At 43.7% G+C, this 20,612-nt stretch carries 14 protein-coding genes; 11 read left to right on the top strand and 3 right to left on the bottom strand.

Going from position 1 to position 20,612, the window contains the following annotated elements; genetic code table 11:
• Positions 1-3: 3 nt before the first annotated feature.
• The 10 genes from G327_RS0118115 (at position 4) to G327_RS0118175 (ending at position 11,217) form a co-directional block, all read left to right on the top strand.
• Positions 4-1,698, top strand: coding sequence for a glycosyltransferase family 2 protein (locus G327_RS0118115; RefSeq protein WP_019616225.1), 1,695 nt, complete (start codon positions 4-6; stop codon positions 1,696-1,698).
• A complete protein-coding gene (locus G327_RS0118120) occupies positions 1,688-3,229 on the top strand; it encodes an HAL/PAL/TAL family ammonia-lyase (RefSeq protein WP_019616226.1) in 1,542 nt (513 codons plus the stop codon). The genes G327_RS0118115 and G327_RS0118120 overlap by 11 nt, the downstream gene beginning before the upstream one ends.
• Before the next feature lie 34 nt (positions 3,230-3,263).
• Entirely contained in the window at positions 3,264-3,695 is a 432-nt protein-coding gene (locus tag G327_RS0118125) for an acyl-CoA thioesterase (RefSeq protein WP_019616227.1), read from the top strand.
• A complete protein-coding gene (locus G327_RS0118130) occupies positions 3,685-4,296 on the top strand; it encodes an outer membrane lipoprotein carrier protein LolA (protein ID WP_019616228.1) in 612 nt (203 codons plus the stop codon). The genes G327_RS0118125 and G327_RS0118130 overlap by 11 nt, the downstream gene beginning before the upstream one ends.
• Positions 4,280-6,592 (top strand): MMPL family transporter, encoded by a 2,313-nt coding sequence (locus G327_RS0118135; RefSeq protein WP_019616229.1) that lies wholly within the window; start codon positions 4,280-4,282, stop codon positions 6,590-6,592. The genes G327_RS0118130 and G327_RS0118135 overlap by 17 nt, the downstream gene beginning before the upstream one ends.
• A 4-nt stretch (positions 6,593-6,596) precedes the next feature.
• Positions 6,597-7,199: a DUF3261 domain-containing protein gene (locus G327_RS0118140; RefSeq protein WP_019616230.1), complete on the top strand. Its 603-nt coding sequence runs from the start codon at positions 6,597-6,599 to the stop codon at positions 7,197-7,199.
• Positions 7,200-7,207: 8 nt separating this feature from the next.
• Positions 7,208-8,419, top strand: coding sequence for a beta-ketoacyl-[acyl-carrier-protein] synthase family protein (locus G327_RS0118145; protein WP_019616231.1), 1,212 nt, complete (start codon positions 7,208-7,210; stop codon positions 8,417-8,419).
• A gap of 377 nt (positions 8,420-8,796) precedes the next feature.
• The gene (locus G327_RS0118165; RefSeq protein WP_019616235.1) at positions 8,797-9,264 is read left to right on the top strand and encodes a hotdog family protein; all 468 of its coding nucleotides are present in this window, start codon (positions 8,797-8,799) and stop codon (positions 9,262-9,264) included.
• Positions 9,257-9,982, top strand: a complete 726-nt coding sequence (locus G327_RS0118170; protein WP_019616236.1) for a 3-ketoacyl-ACP reductase FabG2 — start codon at positions 9,257-9,259, stop codon at positions 9,980-9,982. Before G327_RS0118165 ends, G327_RS0118170 begins: the two co-directional genes overlap by 8 nt.
• Positions 9,982-11,217: a beta-ketoacyl-ACP synthase gene (locus G327_RS0118175; protein WP_019616237.1), complete on the top strand. Its 1,236-nt coding sequence runs from the start codon at positions 9,982-9,984 to the stop codon at positions 11,215-11,217. The genes G327_RS0118170 and G327_RS0118175 overlap by 1 nt, the downstream gene beginning before the upstream one ends.
• A gap of 23 nt (positions 11,218-11,240) precedes the next feature.
• Here G327_RS0118175 and G327_RS0118180 read toward each other — a convergent pair whose 3' ends face one another.
• Together G327_RS0118180 and G327_RS0118185 are read right to left on the bottom strand one after the other, a co-directional pair.
• Entirely contained in the window at positions 11,241-11,936 is a 696-nt protein-coding gene (locus tag G327_RS0118180) for a DUF2161 domain-containing phosphodiesterase (RefSeq protein WP_019616238.1), read from the bottom strand.
• Positions 11,937-12,134: 198 nt separating this feature from the next.
• Positions 12,135-13,037 carry a LysR family transcriptional regulator gene (locus tag G327_RS0118185; RefSeq protein WP_019616239.1) on the bottom strand — a complete coding sequence of 301 codons (903 nt, stop codon included), beginning with the start codon at positions 13,035-13,037 and terminating at the stop codon, positions 12,135-12,137.
• A 98-nt stretch (positions 13,038-13,135) separates the two neighbouring features.
• Between G327_RS0118185 and G327_RS0118190 the strand changes: the two genes are divergently transcribed.
• Positions 13,136-14,203, top strand: a complete 1,068-nt coding sequence (locus G327_RS0118190) for a linear amide C-N hydrolase (RefSeq protein ID WP_019616240.1) — start codon at positions 13,136-13,138, stop codon at positions 14,201-14,203.
• 94 nt (positions 14,204-14,297) lie between these two features.
• Here the strand turns inward: G327_RS0118190 and G327_RS26205 are convergent.
• Positions 14,298-20,612: alpha-amylase (locus G327_RS26205; protein WP_051090325.1), on the bottom strand; the 6,315-nt coding region annotated here is incomplete at its 5' end.

Below are 20,612 nucleotides of genomic sequence, written 5' to 3' on the forward strand. Positions count from 1 at the left end.
GTTATGACTGCTTTTAATCCATGTTTTTTGATCCCCTGCTATAACCACGGTCAGGCATTAACGGCTGTTGTTAAGGCTTTATCAGCTGATTATGATTATCCTATTTTCATTGTTGATGACGGCAGTGATCTTGTTACTAAAGAGGTGATCGGCCGGCTTTCCGATATAGCGACTGTAGTTACGCTGATTGAAAATCAGGGTAAAGGCGGCGCTGTAATTGCAGGTATTAAAACTGCATCTAAGCTCGGTTTCAGTCATGCACTGCAGATTGATGCCGACGGCCAGCATGATCTGTCTGCGCTTGCAGTTTTGCTAAATGAATCGCAGGCACATCCGGACGCATTAATATCAGGACGTCCTGTTTATGATCAAAGCGTACCTAAAGGACGCTTATACGGCCGTTATATTACTCATTTCTGGGTGTGGATAGAAACTCTGTCATTTTCAGTTAAAGACAGTATGTGCGGGTTTCGTTCCTATCCCCTGACACAATCCATGGATATTATCAGACAGGAAAAAATCGGTTTAAGAATGGATTTTGATACCGAAATAATGGTCAAGTTATTCTGGAACGATGTTGATGTGCGTTTTATCAAAACGCGGGTGATCTATCCGGAAAACGGCATCTCCCATTTTGATGCTTTCCGGGATAACGTAAAAATAAGCAAGATGCACACCTGCCTGTTTTTCGGCATGTTAAAGCGCCTGCCTAAACTACTAACCCGCTCTAAGCGAATGGCTTTAAAGAATAAGCACTGGTCAAAGCAGGAGGAACAGGGGACCTATTACGGAATGAAAATTCTGCTGAGCATCTATTCGCTGTTTGGCCGGACAGCATTCAGCATGCTGTTAAAAGTTGTAATGGCCTATTATATGCTGACGGCCAAAGAAAGCCGTTTTTCTTCGGCACAATATTTAGATAACCTGCGCAGATATGCTTCTAAAACAGGGCAGACTCTGCCTGGCAAGTTAAGTGTTTATCGACATCTGAACTCTTTCGGGCAGACCATGCTGGATAAACTGGCTGCCTGGAAAGGTGATTTCTCAACAGATAATCTAACGGTTCATGGTATTGAACATATTGAGCCTTTGGCTAAATCAGATCGGGGCATTGTTATTATCGGTTCACACCTCGGTAATTTAGAGTTATGTCGTGCGTTGAGCGAACAATATGTTGATTTAAAAATTAATGCTCTGGTTTTTACCGAGCATGCCCCGCGCTTTAATGCGATGATCAAAGCGGTTAATCCGAAGGCTGATTTAAATATTATCCAGGTAAATAAACTCGGTCCGGAAACGGCCATTCTGCTTGATGATAAAATTGAGCAGGGAGAATGGGTGGTGATTGTTGGTGACAGGACATCAACCAGTGTTGAACAGCGTTCAATCTGGGCTGATTTTCTGGGTAAACCCGCGCCCTTTCCGCAGGGGCCGTTTTTATTAGCATCAATTTTAAAAGCTCCGGTTTATTTGCTTTTTGGTCTGCGTAATGAATATAAAAAAGAGGCTCATTTTGATGTCTACTTTGAACCTTTCAGTGAGCAGATAAAATTACCAAGAGGCCGACGTGAGCAGGCTCTGCTGGAAGTAGTTGATTTATATGCCCGGCGTCTTGAACATTACACCATGCAGGCCCCGCTGCAGTGGTATAACTTTTTTAATTTTTGGCAGTTAAGTGGAAAGAAAAATGACAAATAAACAACAAAGCATCAAGTTTGGTGACGGACGTTTAAGCATTGAAGATATAGTAAGTATCTCTGACGGCGCCGGTGCAGAAATGAATTCCAGTGCTGAATTTAACGCAAAAATCGACCGCGGTGTGGCATTTTTGGAGCGTCTGTTAAAAGAAGATGGTGTTATTTACGGGGTGACTACCGGCTACGGAGACTCCTGTACCGTTGCTATCCCGGCAGAGTTAGTTTCTGAATTACCGCTGCATTTAACCCGTTTTCACGGCTGCGGTCTGGGTGAAAACTTAACCGAGAAACAATCCAAAGCGGTTTTAGCGACCCGTTTATGTTCATTATCACAGGGCGTTTCCGGTGTGACACATGATCTGCTTAATCAGATTATCACTTTGATTAATAATGATATTTCTCCACGGATTCCGGAAGAAGGTTCCGTCGGCGCAAGTGGTGATTTAACTCCTCTGTCTTACCTGGCTGCTGTATTAATCGGTGAGCGTGAAGTTATTTATAAAGGGCAGATTTGTTCGACAGCAGAGGTTTTTGCTGATCTGAATATTAAACCTATCGTACTGCAGCCTAAAGAAGGTCTGGCATTAATGAACGGTACCGCGGTGATGACCGCCCTTGCCTGTTTAGCGTTTAAACGTGCTGAATATCTGGCAAAAGTTGCAACTAAAGTGACGGCTATGGTTTCAGTTGCGATGCACGGTAATGATTTCCACTTTGATGAAGCACTGTTTGCTGTTAAACCGCATGCCGGCCAGCAGCAGATAGCATCCTGGTTACGCTCGGATCTGCAGGCTGAACGTCCGCCGCGCAATAGCGACCGTCTACAGGATCGTTATTCGCTTCGTTGTGCGCCGCATGTTATTGGGGTTTTACAGGATACCCTGCCGTGGCTGCGTTCAATGATTGAAAATGAATTAAACAGCGCTAATGATAATCCGATTATTGATGGTGATAATGAACGAGTGTTACATGGCGGTCATTTCTACGGCGGTCATATTGCAATGGCGATGGATACCTTAAAAGTAGCTGTGGCGAATATTGCAGACCTGTTAGACCGTCAAATGGCGCAGTTAATGGATTATAAATTCAATAACGGTCTGCCGTTTAACTTAACCGGTGCTGAAGGTCCGCGTAAACCAATTAATCATGGTTTTAAAGCCGTACAGATTGGTGTTTCTGCCTGGACGGCTGAGGCGTTAAAACATACTATGCCGGCAAGTGTATTCTCTCGTTCAACTGAGTGCCATAATCAGGATAAAGTCAGCATGGGCACTATTGCTTCACGTGACTGCCTGCGGGTATTGGTACTGACTGAGCAGGTTGCTTCTGCTTCATTACTGGCTGCGACGCAGGCTCTGGTTATTCGTAAACGTCATAATGAACTTGATGAAACACATTTCAGTGAAGGTCTAAAAGCAATGACTGAAGCGGTATTGAGTGAGTTTACACCGGTTGATGAAGATCGTCCGTTAGAAACTGATTTACGTCACTTTATGCAGTTAATTCAAACTCAGCACTGGTCGTTATACTAAGACAGCGCGTTACTTTAACAGTTAGGACTTATCAATGGTCGAAAGAAAGATTAACTTAAGCGCTGAAATTATGCTGGTTACAGCATTTCAAGATGCGGATCCTATGGGAGTTATCTACCATGGTAATTATTTCCGCTATTTTGAGGAAGCCCGTCGTATGTTGATGGAAAAAATCAATTACAACTACCGGGAAATGGAAGCTTCAGGTTATGCCTGGCCGATCATTGATACTCACGTAAAATATGTAAAAGCGATTCCCTACAATCATGAAATACGAGTGACTGCTGTATTAAGTGAATGGGAAAACCGGCTGCGTGTTGATTACATAATTTTTGATGCGCAAACCGGGCAGCGTATGACCAAGGCTTATACAAGACAGGTTGCCGTTGAAATAACCAGTAAAGAGATGTGCTTTGCATCGCCTAAGGTGTTTATTGAAAAACTGGAGCCCTATTTTGTTGATTAAAAAAGTTTTTTTTACTGCAGTGCTGGTGGTCTTTAGTTTTTCAGCACAGGCTGTGACGCTTGCAGATGTGCAGCAAAAACTGACAACACACTCTCTGCTGCGCGGTGAGTTTACCCAGACAAAAACTATGCAGATGTTTAATCAGCCGCTTGTTTCAAAGGGGAAGTTCCTGCTGCAGCAGGATCAGGGACTGCTTTGGAAGCAGGTTGACCCCTTTTCAGTCTCTTTAGTTCTGGTAAAAGACAAACTTAGCCAGCAGTTTGCAGAACAAGCTCCGGAAGTGATTGCAGCAAAAGATAATCCGATGGTTTTTTACTTTAGTCATCTGTTTTTATCTTTATTCAAGGGGGATGTTGATGGTTTAACGGAGCAGTTTGAGATGAAACTCAGCGAAAAAGGAGATAACTGGCTGCTGTTATTAACTCCAAAGTCAGCGCCGTTAAATAAGGTGTTTGCTAATATTTCAATTGAAGGTTCTGAGTTTATTGATGTTCTTGTTTTAAATGAATTAAGCGGCGATGTTTCCGAAATAAAATTTGCACAGCAGACGACGACTCCTAATACACTAAGTAAAGAAGAACAGCGTGCCTTTCAGTTTTAAACCAGCAGTTTTCTGGCTGATCTTTATACTGCTGGCGGCTGTAGGTTTAGTGCGTCAGACGGTTCTGCAGCCGGACTTGCCCATTGAGACAAATATATTAGCCCTGTTACCTGAAAACCAGCAGGATCCATTTGCTCAACAGGCTTTTGAGCAGGTCAGCAGTAATCTTAGCAATAAGGTGGTATTTTTACTTTCAAGTGAAGATAAAAAGCAGCTTGCCGCCGCCGCCTCTGATTTCTCAGATAAGTTATTAACCACTAACCTGTTCTCGGGTATATCTGCACAGTTAAGCTCTCAGGAGCAGCAGGCCTGGGCTAAACTGTATTTTCCTTACCGTGCGCAGTTATTAACTGCGCAGCAGAAAGAGTCTCTGCAGCAGGATCCGCAGGCGCAGGTTACTAAGGTACTGCAGCAGGTTTATAACCCTTTTTCCGGTGTAACCGGCGGGGAACTTAAAAATGACCCCTTTTTGTTATTCAGGGACTATATATCCTCACGAAATAACAGCTCAGCAAACTTTACTTTATACCAGGGCTATTTAACTACTGAGTATCAGGGTAAATACCATATTATTATTCGCGCGGATCTGGCGGGTGATCCCTACGATACACAGCTGCAGAATAGACTGTCAGATTTAACTGAACTTGAAACAAGAATTAAAACAAAGTTTCACGTGGAACTGGCACATACCGGTACTATCTTTTATGCTTCCTACGGAACGCAGAGTGCCAAAAGTGAAATCAGCACTATAGGTCTCGGCTCGCTGATTGGTGTTGTTCTTTTATTATTGATTGTTTATCGCAGTGCTTTACCTTTAACGCTGGCATTGTTATCCATAAGCAGCGGCCTGCTGGTGGCATTTGTCGTTACTGCTGCTGTCTTCGGCAAGGTGCATCTGTTTAGTTTAGTGTTTGGTGCTAGTCTGATTGGTGTTTCAATTGACTATGCTTTTCATTATCTTACCGAGCGTCTGGTACAGAAAGATAACTGGCATTCGCAGTCGGCGCTAAAACATATTTTTAATGCCATTACCTTAGGTTTGTTAACCAGTTTAATCGGCTATTTAGGTTTACTGATCGCCCCTTTCCCTGGTTTACAGCAGTTATCCTTATTTTCTGTAGTTGGTCTTTTAGGCGCTTACCTTACGGTTGTCTGCTGGTATCCGCTGTTAGCAAAATCAGCAAGTACAACAGCGGTCCCTAAATTAGGTTTTATCATTTTATGGTTGAAAGCCTGGCAAAATCCTAAATTTAAAATTCTCCTGCCGAGTTTTTTACTGCTGTTTTCATTGATAGGCGCCTTTAATGTGCATTTTGATGATGATATTCGCCAGCTGCAGGCATTGCCTGAAACTTTAAAGGCACAGGAAACATATATTAAAACGGTAAGTGGTGCTGGGCAAAGTCAGCAGCTGCTGCTGGTTAAAGCTGCCAGTGATGAAGATTTATTAATTCGTTTGAGTGACGTTGGAAAACAGTTAACTGCATGGCAGAAACAAGACCTGCTTGTCAGCTATCAGAGCATTAGCCAGTATGTACCATCACTGCAGAGTCAAAAAGAGAATTTTGAATTAGTTAAGTCTTTATATCAGTCACAAGCGCAGAATATCAGCAATAAACTGAACTTTTCACAAGTTGTGCATTTTGACCAGCCTTTTAAGTCTTTGTTAGTAGATGATTATTTAGCTTCGTCTGTTTCTGAGCCGTTAGGTTTTTTATGGCTGGATAAAATTAACGGTCAAAGTTCTGCAGTGATCCTGGTTAATGATATGCATGACAAACCGGTTTTCCAGTCTTATATCAATGAACATGATGATATTACCTCTCTGGATAAAGCCAATGAGGTATCTACTATTTTTGGTACTTATCGTGTTCATATCAGCAAGTTGTTAATCGGTGCATATTTATTGATAACTGTTTTAATGATCTGGCGATATGGCTTAAAACTTGGTTTTCTGGTGATAAGTCCGCCTGTTATTGCCGCCTGTGTCGGTTTAGCAGTAACCAGTGTGTCGGGTATTCCTATCACTATTTTTAATTTATTAGCGGTGATTCTTATCTTAGGTATCGGTATCGACTACACGCTGTTTTTTGCTGAACAAAAGAAGATGATTGAAGCGAAGAATACTCTGCTGGCAATAACTCTTTCTGCACTCACCACGGTATTATCATTTGGTCTGCTGGCGTTAAGTGAAACCCAGGCTATTCATGGTTTTGGTATCACTGTTTTAACGGGCATTATTGTCGCCTGGCTGCTTGCTCCTTTAGCAATGAGTGGTCGTAAGGAAAAAAGGTAATAAGATGAAATTTAAGTGCTTATATTTTCCGATAGTGCTGATGATGCTCTGTGCGTGCTCAATGCAGCCGCAAACTCATCCGGTGCAGGTTGAAGTTAATCCAGATGTATTTGTTACTCTGCCGAAACCTGCTGAGTTGGGAAAGGAACTTAATATCAGTCAGCTTATCACCGCGCAGTGGGATCAGGAAGAAGGTAGTAAACAACAGAAACTACCGGTACAGCTGCAGGTTGATCAGCAAAGTGTCGTTTTAGCCGGTTTTTCTGCCTGGGGGGCGCGCATTATCAGCTTAAGCTATTCAGGTGAAGAGATTCAAACCTATGTGCTTAGCGGCTTAGCGGATACTTTACCAAAGCCTGAACAGGTATTGTTTAATGTGATGATTTCAATCTGGCCCGTTGAGTCATGGTCTGCCCCGCTTGCACAAATAGGCTGGTCGCTTACTGAAAGTGATTTTGAGCGTTTACTACTTGATGAAAACGGGCAGGTTGTTGCGGTTGTCACTTATCAGAAGAAACCATATATCGATGGAATTATTGTGTTTAAACATTTACAGCTTAATTACACCATCACTATCGAAACCAGCAAATCAGATACTGATAAATAGAGAATTAGATGAAAACTAAAACACCAAATTCCCCGGCTTTTCCTGTTTATATTCACGCCTGTGCGATGAATTCTGCATTAGGTGATACGCAGCAGGAAAGCATAAAACGTTTGGCCCTGGGGTTTTCACCTGATATGTGCCTAGAGTCCGGCTGGTTAAACGACGGCGGTAAGACAGTTGTCGGTAAGGTAGTGAGCCCGTTACCGGAGATTGATGTCGATTTAACAGATAAAAATACACGTAATAACCGTCTGGCATTATCTGCTCTGGTGCAGATTAAACCTCAGATAGAGCAGGCAGTCAGTCAGTATGGCGCTGAGCGTATTGCGGTTATTGTTGGTACCAGTACTTCCGGTATTGCAGATGGTGAAACCGCACTGGCTGAAAAACAGAAAACCGGTCAGTTACCCGAGGGTTATCACTACCATCAGCAGGAAGTCGGTAATCTGGGCGAGTTTGTCGCTGATTATTTCAAGATAGATGGTCCGGTTTATACGATTTCTACTGCGTGTTCATCAAGCGGCCGGGTATTTTTATCGGCAAAGCGCTTATTAAAAGCGGGAATAGTTGATGCAGTCCTTGTCGGCGGCAGTGACTCTTTGTGTAAACTGACGCTGAATGGATTTCATGGTTTAGAAGCTCTCTCCAATGAACTCTGCAGTCCGTTTAGTAAAAACCGTCACGGTATCAATATTGGTGAGGCTGCCGCATTTATGCTGCTGTCCCGAGAAAAAAACAGCAGCGGCTTAGCCTTACTGGGCGCTGGAGACAGTTCTGATGCTCACCATATTTCAGCACCTCATCCGGAAGGAAAAGGGGCGGCTGAAGCGATGCACAAAGCATTAAATGATGCGCAGCTGAGAACAGATCAGATCGGTTATATTAATGCACATGGCACAGCAACTAAGCTTAATGATGCAATGGAAGCAAAGGCCATTTATGCCCTCTTCTCAGACAAGGTGGCTGTGAGCTCAACGAAACCATTAACCGGACATGCACTGGGGGCCGCCAGTATTTTAGAGGCTGCACTGTGCTGGTTACTTTTAGAAGAAAATCTTGATCTGCCGGTACAAATTAATGACGGAGTTTATGATCCCTCTCTTGCTCCGATACGTTTTGTGCAGGATAAAGAAAAGTTACAAAAGCGGGCTGTCTTAAGCAACTCATTTGCATTCGGCGGCAATAATATAAGCCTGATCTTTGGATATGCAGATGAGTAAAGTGATATGCACTGTTTCTTTTGCAAATAAGATATTTGCATTCGGCTGCTGTTTAAAGCAACTAAAGAATATAAGCCTGATTTTTGGTTATGCAGATGAATAAAATTATAAGTGCCTGTACTTTTGCAAATGAGTCATTTGCATTCGGCGGCAGCTGTTTAAAAGAAATGAATATAAGCCTGATCTTCGGTTACGTAGATGAATAAAATTATAAGCAGCGGTTATTCTGCAAATGAGATATTTGCATTCGGCTGCTGTTTAAAACAACTAAAGAATATAAGCCTGATTTTTGGTTATGCAGATGAATAAAATGATAAGAACTGCTTCTTTATTAAATTTAAAAGAAATATATACAAGCCTGATATTTGGATGCACAGATGAATAATATCCCCGACGCGGCCTCTTTACTGCCGCATGAAGCCCCGATGATCCTGATCGATAAACTCATCAATGTCACTGAATTAACGGTACATTGCCAGGTTAAGATTGATTCGGACTGCCTGTTCTTTGATAAAGAGAATAATGGAGTGCCGGCATGGGTAGGCATTGAGTTTATGGCGCAGACTATTGCCGTCTGGTCTGGATATCAAGCCTGGAGGCAGGATAAACCTTCACCAATCGGTTTTTTATTGGGCAGTCGTTCTTATACAAGTGAATGTGAAATCTATAGAGAATCACAACTACTTGATATCTATGCGGAACAGGTGATGGAAAGTGAAGGTATGGCGGCTTTTCTGTGCCGCATTGAGTGCGATGGTATCGAGCTTGCCGCAGGGCAGTTAAATGCCTTTGTACCGACACCGGAAAAATTAGAAGAGATGTTAAAAGGGAAAGGTAATGACTAGACAAGTATTGGTAACTGGTGCGAGTAAAGGTATCGGCCGTGCAACTGCATTAAAACTCGCGCAGGACGGTTTTACTATTGCTGTGCATTATATGGGTGACAAAAATGGTGCATTACAGACAGTGGCTGAAATTAATGAACTAGGCGGCAGCAGCCGTATTTTACAGTTTGATATTAGCGATCGAGAGCAGTGCCGAATAGTACTGGAAAACGATATCGCTGAGAATGGTGCTTATTACGGTGTAGTGAGTAATGCTGGTGTTACCAATGATACTGTTTTTCCGGCAATGACCGGTGAAGAGTGGGATGGTGTTGTACATACCAATCTTGACGGTTTTTATAATGTTTTACATCCCTGTGTTATGCCTATGGTACAGCTTCGTAAAGGCGGCCGTATTGTTACATTAGCGTCGGTCTCGGGCTTAGTGGGTAATCGCGGTCAGACAAATTACAGTGCGGCTAAAGCTGGTATTATTGGTGCAACTAAAGCGCTGGCCTTAGAAGTGGCTAAACGAAAAATTACGGTAAACTGTGTGGCACCGGGGTTAGTTGATACCGGTATGGTTGATGAACATGTTAAAGAGCACGCCCTGCCGCTTGTGCCTTTGCGCCGTATGGGGCAGCCTGAAGAGGTTGCCGGGCTGGTAAGTTATTTAATGTCTGATGCGGCGGCTTATGTTACCCGTCAGGTTATCAGTATTAATGGAGGAATGGTTTAATGAGTATTCGTCGAGTTGTTGTTACAGGCATGTCCGGTGTTACTGCATTTGGTAACGACTGGGAAAGTGTACAAGCTAAATTAAAAGCCTGTGAAAACGCAGTATTATATATGCCTAGTTATGAGCAGTATGACGGTTTAAATACCAAGCTGGCTGCGCCTATTGTTGATTTTGAGCTGCCTAAACATTACACCCGTAAAAAAATTCGCGGTATGGGCAGGGTTTCAAAATTAGCGACACTTGCTTCTGAAAATGCGCTGATTCAAAGTGGTCTGCTTGGTAATGAAATATTAACCAATGGCCAGACAGGTGTTGCTTACGGTTCTTCTACCGGCAGTACCGATGCGGTTGGTGCCTTTGGTGTGATGCTTAATGAAAAAAGCACCAAAGCGATCACTGCAACAACTTATGTGCAGATGATGCCGCATACCAGTGCGGTTAATGTCGGTCTGTTTTTTGGTTTAAAAGGCCGCATTATTCCAACCAGCAGTGCGTGTACCTCAGGCAGTCAGGCAATTGGTTATGCTTATGAAGCAATCAAACATGGTTATCAGACTGTCATGGTTGCTGGTGGTGCAGAGGAATTATGTCCGACCGAATCTGCGGTATTTGATACATTGTTTGCGACCAGCCTTAAAAATGACAATCCTAAATCTACGCCGAGTCCATACGACAAAGACCGCGACGGATTAGTGATTGGTGAAGGTGCCGGTACATTAGTATTAGAAGAATATGAACACGCTAAAGCACGCGGCGCAAAGATCCATGCGGAGTTAGTGGGGTTTGCCAGTAACTGCGACGCTGCACATGTAACACAGCCTCAGCAGGAAACCATGCAGATTTGTATGGAGATGGCGCTTAAAAACGCAGACTTAAGTGCAGATAAAATCGGTTACGTTTCTGCGCATGGTACTGCAACAGAGCGTGGTGATATTGCTGAAACTAACGCTACGCAGAATGTAGTCGGCAGTAAAACACCGATCAGCTCATTAAAGAGCTACTTTGGCCATACTTTAGGGGCATGCGGCGCTGTTGAAGCCTGGACTGCTATTGAGATGATGAACAGCGGCTGGTTTAATCCGACTTTGAATCTTAATCATGTTGATCCGTTATGTGGTGATCTGGACTACATCACCGGCACCGGTCGTGAAGTCGATTGTGAATATATTATGAGTAATAATTTTGCCTTCGGCGGCATTAATACTTCATTAATTTTCAAACGTGTCAGAGATTAATTCTATGCTGAGCTGTCACCAGGTTACTTTTCAGTAATCTGGTGTATTTTTTCCTGCCACTGCGGCAGTTCGTTTACTCCTTTCTCAGACAGTTGATAAATACCCCGCTCCACTTTGTTAAACCAGCCGTAATAATTACTGCCTAAAAACTGTGTAGCCTGCGGTTCATCAATCGCTTTTTTGATTTCAGCCCCTTTGGCTGACGGTTGTTTTGTCAGATACTCAGCAACCCGGATGCAGCGCTGCCGGTAAGCCGTTAAACCCGCTTGCCTGCGGGTTGAACCGCCCTTTTGTGTATCTCCCTGACGACTGCTGAATTCTTTCAGCAGTGCTTTTTGCCTGCGCTTATTTTTTCGCGGTCTGTAGTCTTTCGGATCGCTGATCACTTCAACATACTGCTGCTCTTTCTGCATATCTACGATAATCAGCCCCAAACCTAACCGGGCGATCAGCTTTTTGACCTGTTTAGCCTGTTTCTTATAGATGGTACATTGTTTGGGAATGGCGATATAGACGATATCTGCTAATGTGAAACGTTCAACAGCCTGCAGCAGCAGCGTTATATTGAGACTTAACTTAAGTTCGATAATCACTATGGAATCATCTTTTTTAGCAACAATATCACAGTCTTTTATCTCACCTTTTACTTCATAACCCTGGCTGCTTAAAAAGCCTTTAATCGGTAAATAGAGATCGTTTTCATTAAGTTTTGTATTCATCTGTTTTTCTATGGTTGAAGATCAGAGTCTTATTAGTATACCTAAGCCGCAGGTTTATTAAAATTAAGGAAATAAGTCGTAAAATAACTTATTCCAATAAGCCATACAGTAGCTGGTGGGACCATTTTTTTACTGGGTTTTTACGTTTTTTACCGGCGAGTATTAGTTGTGATGTAAATACTCACTATCTAAATCCTTTTAGCTGCCTAATGATTTAAATGATTTTTTGAACTCTTTAATTACTGTGCTTTTTACTTTTCCGATGTTCTGCTGGGTGCGGGTTAATAAAATAAAAGCCCAGCGTCCGTCACTATTCATAAAGTCGACATTTAATTTTTTTATCTGCTGTGCATATAACGATGAACTAACCACGTGATTTGGTAATAATGCCCAGCCGCCCTCTTTTAATAATGACAAAATGATATCCATATTACTGATAACTGCCTGCTGTGAAGATATCTGCAGCATTTTACCTAAATCGACTTCCATATGATTTTCTGCGACATACTGAAGGTTTTGCTCTAAATCCGCTAAATTACAGCAGTGACTTTTTCCTAATAGAGTGTCTTTATGTGCAAAAAATGAAAAAGGTAAATATCCAAGATTTGTAAAGGCTAGCCCTTTTTCTGGAAGTACTGCATTAACACCGCTTAGCACTAAGGCTAAATCGGCCCTTTGCTGAGCTAAAGCTTTAATTGATTCCTCTCTTCCTCTATGTATCCAGTTTAATCGGGTGCTGGGAAACCGCCGCTGGATGCTGCTCTGCACTTCTGTGATGACTGAAATGGGCAGTGAAATATCATGATAAATGGTTAAACTTTTCTCCAGCCCGCCCGCTAAACTGTCACCACTATTCTGCAGCAGTTGAGCCTGATACAAAATATGTTTTGCCTGAGTTAACAGGCTTCCACCCTCAAAGGTAATTTTCGGAAATTTCCCGCTTCGATCAAATAAGGTAATACCTAAATCTATCTCTAGATTACCAACCTGCTGATGCAGGGTGGAGCGGTCTTTATGGATAGATTTAGCGGCTTTACTAAATGATCCCGTTTCGGCAACGGCGACAAATGCAGTTAACTGTTCAAAGCTGAAACGAAGCATATAAGACCTTTTGTTGGTGATTTCCAAACATAACTGAGGTTACCTGATGTTTGTATCCATTACTATAGATTCATACAAACACAATCGAGGTGAATATCATGGCTTTACTTTATAAAAAATCAGTCGTTAATACCGTACTTGCTGCCGCGCTGACGGCGTCTGCACTATCTGCTGCTCAGGCTTGTTCCCGGGTTTTCTGGGACACACAAGATCATGGTGTATTTGTTGCCCGCACCATGGACTGGATGGTGGAAACAGATCCGACTATTGATGTACGTGCTAAGGGAATCAGCTATCGGGGAGCTGAATCCGGTGAAAAAGTACTGGTCTGGACCTCTAAATATGCATCAATTATAACCACATTTTACGGTAAAGCAGGTATTGATGGTTTTAATGAGAAAGGCTTAGCAGTTAACGCCTTGTATCTGGGGGAAGAAAGTCCCGGTCAATATGATAAAAGTAAACTTCAGTTAGAAAATTCACGTATTGTTCCGTATTTCTTAGATAATTTCAGTACGGTAAAAGAGGCAGCCGCCGCTATTAAAAATATTCAGTTACAGCAGTTTGGTCCTGAAGGTGAAAAATTAAGAGGGCACTATTCGCTTCAGGATAAAAGTGGTGACTCTGCTGTATTAGAATTTGTGGATGGAAAATGGTTTGTTTATCACGGTGCAGAATACGATGTATTAACCAACAGCCCGGTATTTTCAGAACATTTAAAATCCTGGCAGGAAAAAAAGCCCGGCAGCAGTGCTGAGATAAATGCTCAATTCCCGTTAGCGGGTAATGTTGAACCGGCTCAGCGTTTTATCTGGAACAAATATATGCTTGAGCAGCTGAAAGAACCAAGCAGTTATTACAACGGTCTGGCAAAAATTGACAGTGTGGCCTACAAAGTGCCTTTAGATGCAGCTAATAAGATTGTTAATGGTAAAATGACCGGTTATGCCACTCAGTACACTTTGGTATATAACCTCGAGGCGTTAGAATTAAATATGCGTTATCAGTACGGAGATGTTTATACGCAGTTTAAAGTAGACTTTAATAAACTAAATGACGGTCGAAACTATACATTAAAAGCGGATCAACAAAGTAACAGCGGCGATATGACCAGTAGCTTTAAACAGGAAAACGGGGTGATGGCGCAGTACCGTACTGCTGAATAAACATGCCTGTTTTTCGTTTTGTAGTTATTAGTGGCAAACAAAAAGACCAGCACGGTGGCTGGTCTTTGAGTTAACTACGATACTATCTGCTAAATTAGAAAGAGAAATATCCGGTCGAGGATGCTTCACCACTTGCTGGGGTGGTGAAGCTATTGTTACCGCCACCCGACCATTGAGCATCACCGCCGGCTTTTTTAATACATTTCCATTCAACTACCGTATTCACAGGTATATCAACCTTACCGACCCAGTTAGGATAGGGGCTAGTCGACAAAGCCACTGCATCATCTGCTGTCCAACCACCTAGCTCTGAAACGCTGCCTACTGCATAAACACTTTGTCCATCGTAAGTAGTTACATTTTCACAGGTCAAGGTTACTGATACAGTCGTCGGCGCATCTGGATCCGGTTCCGGCTTGACGTGACCGCCCACCCAGACGGAAACGCTGCCGCCCTTGACCTTGAAGGCAGCGCTGCCCTCGGCATCTGTACATACGGTGTCGTCAGCGTCATGATTGCCGGTGATATCGACAAAACATTCATCCGCATTCTCTGCGCCCATTGCCATCACTTTAGTGCCGCCGGCCGCATCGCTCATCAGCACCGCTAGGCCCTGAAGATGCTCAGTATTGCCTTGACGGGTCCAGCCGATCACATCCTTGTTATCCAGGTAACTGTTCTGTTTGCCGTAAGCATAATCACGACGTGCAGCCAGTAACTTATCCAGGACTGCTTTATGACTGTTCATATTGATGGTGTGATCATTCCCGTCTTTGCCTTTATCGGTATAGTCGGCACCGTAGTAATCCGCATAGAAAATATTCGGGTAACCTTCCTGACGTAACAAGATAAACGCGTAGGCCAGCGGTTTAAACCAGTCTTCTACCGGAGACTCCAGCGCCTGCAGCGACTGCGTATCATGGTTCTCAACCAGGGTCACTGCATGAGCCGGATTTGACTGCATCAATGTGCCGTTCATTATGCCGCCCATATCATACCCCCCCCCACTCTTAGAAGCTGTATGGAAGTTATAGTGCAGCGGTGCATCAAACAGAGACATGCGGTAACCTGTATCTTTTAAGTAGCTTTTCAGTTTACCTAAATCAGGATCCCAGTATTCACCGACAGTGAATAAATCTGTATCTGTAGAGCTTTGTACCGAGTCGATCCAGGCTTTGAAGAACCCTGTTTCTATATGTTTTATTGCATCTAAACGGAAGCCGTCTAGTTCAGCAAAATCTGCATACCATTTACCCCATTTTTTCAACTCTTCAACAACATCTGGGTGGCCCATATCTAAATCAGCGCCCATCAAATAGTCATAATTGCCGAATTCGCTGCTTACCTGGCTGTCCCATGATTTACCTGTACCGCGGAATTTATAGACAGCTTTCTGTTCTGTACGTTGATCCCAGTCTGTACCGTCAAAATGATACCAGCTCCATTTAAAGTCTGAATATTGATCTCCGCGTCCAGGAAAATCAAATTTAGTCCAGGCATCAATCTCGAAGTTATCTCCATACTCTGCATTACGGTTGCCGTCTTCCACTTTAACCACTGTAACGACCTCTGTACTATCAGCCCCCATTTTGTGGTTTAGAACAACATCGGCATAGATTTTAACTCCCGCAGCATGAGCATTCGTGATGGCGGTCAGGTAGGCGTCCTTATCACCATATTTAGTACGCACGGTTTCCTGCTGGTTAAATTCTCCCAGGTCGTACAGATCATAAATTGAGTAACCTACTCCGAGCTTACCGTCATCACGTTTCATTGCTTTGTATGCCGGCGGCAGCCAAAGAGCGGTAATACCGGAATCTGCCAGTGCCTGCGCCTGATCCGAGACTTTATTCCAGAGGTTATCCTCCTCGCTGTTATACCAGTGAAAGTACTGCATCATCGTTTCGTTAACTGCGCTTCCACTGTTTTCTGATTTCACTGCCAGGATTTTATGCTCAGTATCACTGGCATCCAGCTCAAAGGTATAAAGCCCGGATTCTGTTACCGTTATTTTTATCTGGGTATCGTAACCGGCATCTGCAAGTGCCAGACCATTTACGGACGCAAACAGATCTCCGTACTGCAGTTTGACCGTACTCCAGTCTGCCGATGCTAGTTTGAACTGATACTCTCCTGGGCGAAGATAAACACTGGTGCTGTATTTTCCATCACCGATATAAGTCATCTGGCTTCCGGCATCCCAGTCTGTTAATGATCCGCGCAGATAAACTGCTTCATCTGCAAACGGCGGTGGTGTTACCGGCTTGGCATCAGGAGCGGTGATATTCAGCTTGGCGCTGCTAAGATCGCTGAGATTCAACTGGAAGAGATATTCACCTTCCGTCGTCGTTGTAATTTTCAGGTTTCCTGCATCATTTGCCCATGCCAGAGTGCCGAACACTGCGCTTAAGTTATCTGCATTGTACTGGGGATCCCAGTCGCTGCTGCCTAGCTTAAATGAATGGCTGACACCAGATGTTAATGCTGCTTTGGCTTCGTATTGTCCCTGTCCTTTGTAGCTGAATTTGAATTTCTCTAAAGTTGGCCAGCCGTCTCCACTAAAGCTGCCGCGCAGGAAGATATCTTCGCTAAGAGGACCTACATCCATTCCCGCGCCCTGCTCTGCCGCTGATTGTTTTTTCACAAATACAACAGCCGAAAGCCCTGGAATCAGCAGCTCGCCGTTTTCAACCCGGGCTGCGGTTAAGCGCGGATCGTTACCGGCGGCTAAAACAGGATGAAGTTCAAAGTCGTCGGCACCGGGAATACTTACTCTCTGTTCCCAAATACTTGCATTAATAGCAATCGCCATCGCTTGATAAGCAGGATCTAAGTCATCACCAACAGAAACACCGTCATCAATGGTCATAACGATGGTATTTTGTTTTCCTGACGGTCCTGCGTTATGGAAACTAACTCTGTCCTTAATCTCTTGTGTGGTGCCTAAATGCAGTAGACCGCTTTGAGAGCGAATTGTCATCATCTCTTTGAAACGTTCATTGGTCCAGTTGATATCAGCCGCAGAAGCAACGGTATTTGGATTGGCAATGATGCCTTTAATGGTATCCCAGTTATTGCCGTCTTTATCCGTTCTTGGTAAACCAACATTCCAGTTGTTGCTTTGTTTACTGAAATCAACCCGGTTGTACCAGTCTCCGGAATCGTAAGAATCACGTTCCATCGACTTAGATCGCAGCAGCTCTGTACCCATATGCAGGAACGGTACACCCTGTCCCAGCATTACCGGTGCTAAGCCGAGAATCTGCATTCTAGCCCGGTCTGCAGATGATATATCGGCCTGTGCTTTATACTGAATGATATCCCACAGCGTCTGATTATCATGTTTAGAGACATAGTTAACCGCTTCAACCGGATCGGCCGCGTAACCTGCACCTTTTCCACCGAAGTCATAATCTCTGCCCAGCACCGTTGCACCACTAGTCGTAAGTAACGGGTATTCCTGCAGGTTTCCTGTCATACCCAGACGAATTAAATCAATTTTATCGACAGCGCGATCTGCACCATTTGCAAAACCTGGTGCGCTATTCATGGTATCGCTGCTGGCACCGCGCACGGCGTCCCGCAGTCTGTCGTTATAAGTACCGATTCCAGTAGCAGCCATATTCCATGATGATGCGTTTATTCCTCTCTTATTTTCCTGAACTTCTCCAAAGTCCCAGCCTTCGCCATAGAACCAGTTATCCTGATCCACTTTCTTCACTTCAACCAGGGCTTTTTCAATGCTTGATTTCATTAAGTGGCCCATTAGATCGAATCGGAAACCGTCAATTTTGTACTCTTGCGCCCACAGCACTAAGCTGTCCGATACAAGTTTTTCAAACATGCGGTGTTCAGATGCGGTATTGTCGCAGCAGGTAGAGCTTTCAACGTAACCGTTATCGGGATTACGTCTGTGGTAATAACCTGGTACAACTTTATCTAATACTGAACTGTTGTATAACGCGGAAGAACTCATATGGTTAAATACAACGTCCTGTACGACTCTGAAGCCCATATCATGAAGAGTTTTAACCATGATACGATATTCTTTGATCCGTACTATGCCTTCGCTTTCCACTGCATAGCTGCCTTCGGGAGCATTGTAATGGTACGGATCATAACCCCAGTTAAAGCCGTCTAAAGGTCGAATATCAGCCATTAGTGACTGCGCTTCACCTGTGGCAGGATCTAGACCTTCAAGAATACTTTGAATTGTGCCTGAAGTAGACTTTGAACAAATGGCAGCAGTTGGTTTTAAGCCGTTATCTGCATCACATAACTTACTGATATCATCATTTAAATCAATGCGTTTAGCCGGATCTTCAATAACAGATGAAATATCAAATGTCGGTAGAAGGTGAACTGTGGTTAAACCGGCATCTTTTAGGTCTTGTAAGTGTTTAACACTGCTTCTCTGATTTTCTGTAAAAGCTAAATATTTACCGTTGTAAGCAGCTGTGCCTTCCTGATCCGAACCGCTGAAGTCACGTACATGAAGTTCATAGATAATATTATCTTCAGGTTTGTTGATCGCGGGAATAGACTGTTCATCCCAGCCGTCCGGTTTGCTGTCTGCCTGGCTAAGATCAACCAGCTGCGAGTAACGGCTGTCGGTGCTTAGAGAAACTGAGTATGGGTCGGTGGTCATTACCCATTCAATTTTATTGGTTTTAGGATGGAATACCTGTAAGCGGTAACGGTAGAAGCTGCCGGCCAGTGAAGCATCACCAGTATATGACCAGATGCCTGTTACTGGATCTTCTGTCATAGTTAGCGGCGACTGTGCAAGCGGAGTTTTATCTGCATCATAAAGATAAAGTTGAACTTGTTTTGCTGTCGGCGCCCATAAGCTGAACTGTGAAGCTCCGCTTTCAATCCATGCGCCCATGCGGGCTTCATCTGCATCGTTATCTGCAGCTGTGTAAAGGTCATCGATTACAAACGGGAACTGTACTCTGGTAGCTGCCAGCACTTTGTTTTCTGCATTAAGTGCAACAGTGATAAGCTGTTTTTTAAGCATTAACTTAGCATCGGCCGCATTTATATCTACAGAATAACGCTTGCGACCGTTAAGATGCGGGTATAGTCCGTCATTGATCGTTCCATTGTTTGTCAGGCTGATACGTGTAAATTCTTCAGCTTTATTAAGATCGCTAGAGCCGTTGATACTTGCCCATAATTCATAATGATCTGCATTACTTGAGTCACTCCAGGCCAGTTTATCAAGCGCTAACCAGTGTGCTGAGACTCCTTCTATAGCAAGCGGCTCTTGTGAAGCTTCATTGTAATACAGGGCTGATGAGCTGTTAAAAGCGTAAACTGTATTACCCTTCATTAGTTCGATTTTCTGGTCGCCTATTAGAGAGTCCTGGTTCGCTTTGTGAATTATAAAGTTGACACATTCGCCGTGATTTTCTTTTAAAGCAATACGGAATAAAACACCGTTATTTGTGGTTGTTTCAGTAACCGTGTAAGGAGCATCCCATTGTGTTGCTGTTTTCACTGAGTCACATGATTCATTGTTCCATACATGTAAACCCCAGCCATCGTAGTCAGCGTTATCACGTTTATAATAAATGAGCGCTTCAGTAAACTCAGGTATTTCTACAGTTTCTCCCGCTGGTGTTGAATCAATGCTGTCGGCAATGCCGTCGCCGTCATCATCACTGGATGCGAAGTCTCCCCAGCCGTCGTTATCTGTGTCACGAGTTTCAAATCTGTCCTGCGGGAAGGCGTCATCTGCATCGACTACACCGTCACCGTCTGAATCCGAAGGTTTACTGCTGCTGTTTTTGGAATCAGTACCTAAACGGTTTTCATCTAGATCTGAAAACCCGTCATTATCATCATCAAGATCAGCATTATCACCGGTGCCGTCATTATCTGTATCAATGCTTTCAGACGGATCCGCAGGGAATTTATCTGCATCATTGCTAATGCCGTCACCATCAATATCGCTGTCTTCACTGTCTGCAATATGGTCATTATCTAAATCAGCAGGTTTGTCGGATGCATCTTTAGGGTCAGAATTCAGTCGTTTTTCATCACTGTCACTCCAGCCGTCGTTATCATCGTCAAGGTCTGCATTATCGCCTGTACCGTCATTATCAGTATCCATTGTTTCAGACGGATCGGTCGGGAATTTATCAGCATCATTGTTAATGCCGTCACCGTCAATATCACTGTCTTCGCTGTCAGCAATATGATCATTATCTAAGTCAGCAGGCCTGCTGTTTTTATCCAGCGGGTTACTGCCAAAACGCACTTCATCAGTATCGCTCCAGCTGTCATTATCATCATCTAGGTCGGCGTTATTACCTGTACCGTCGCCATCGGTATCGACTGATTCCGTTTTATCTAACGGGAAGGCATCGGCACTGTCTGCAACGCCATCGCCATCGTTGTCCGT

This window comes from Psychromonas ossibalaenae ATCC BAA-1528 (assembly GCF_000381745.1).
Lineage (GTDB): Bacteria > Pseudomonadota > Gammaproteobacteria > Enterobacterales > Psychromonadaceae > Psychromonas > Psychromonas ossibalaenae.